At 68.8% G+C, this 918-nt stretch carries 1 protein-coding gene; it reads left to right on the forward strand.

Going from position 1 to position 918, the window contains the following annotated elements:
- Window positions 1-918: AMP-binding protein (locus tag IE108_RS34650; RefSeq protein WP_189397854.1), on the forward strand; the 918-nt coding region annotated here is incomplete at both ends.

The following is a 918-nucleotide window of genomic DNA, read 5'->3' on the forward strand; positions in this document are numbered from 1 at the left end:
GCAGGGCATCAGCGGTGCGGTCGAGTACTCCAGCGACATCTACGACCCGGCCACGGTGCAGGCCTTGTTCGAGCGGTGGCTGCACTTCCTCGACATGGCCACCACCCACCCCGACCAGCCCCTCAACCACATCGACATCCTCACCCCCGAAGAACACCGGCGTGCGGTGGTGGACTTCAACGACACGGCGTATGTCGTGCCGGACGTGCCCCTGGGTGAGCTGTTCGCCCGGCAGGTGGCACGGACGCCTGATGGCACCGCGGTGACCGACGGCTCTGTGACGCTCACCTACGCGCAGCTCGACGCGCGTGCGAACCAGGTCGCGCACGAAGTGCTCGGCAGGGGAGTGCGGTCGGGTGACGCGGTCGGTGTGCTTCTGGAGCGTTCGGTCGGGACGGTCGTCACGGTTCTCGCTCTGATGAAGGCCGGCGCCGTCTACGTGCCCCTGGACGCCCGCTATCCGGCCGACCGCATCCGCCACGTCCTCGCCGACACAGGGGCCACCCTGGTGGTGACGGACGACGCGTCTCGGCCGCAACTCCCGGCGGACGCGGCGGACGTGCTCGTCACCGACTCCACACGTGAAGGGGAGGAGCGGCGCGAGGCGCCTCGGGTGGGTGTGCGGTCGGACGATGCGGCGTATGTGATGTACACGTCGGGGTCGACGGGGGCGCCCAAGGGGATCGTGGTGACGCACGGGAATGTCGCGGCGCTGGCTGTGGATCCGCGGTTTGACCGTGTGGCGCATGAGCGGGTGCTGTTGCACTCGCCTGCGGCGTTCGATGCCTCGACGTACGAGTTGTGGGTGCCGTTGCTGAGCGGTGGGACGGTGGTCGTGGCTCCGGCCGGGGATCTGGATGTCCCGGCTTTGCAGCGCACTGTGGTCTCGCAGGGTGTCACGGCGTTGTGGCTGACGAG

The sequence above is a fragment of the Streptomyces parvulus genome, assembly GCF_014648855.1.
Taxonomy (GTDB): domain Bacteria; phylum Actinomycetota; class Actinomycetes; order Streptomycetales; family Streptomycetaceae; genus Streptomyces; species Streptomyces parvulus.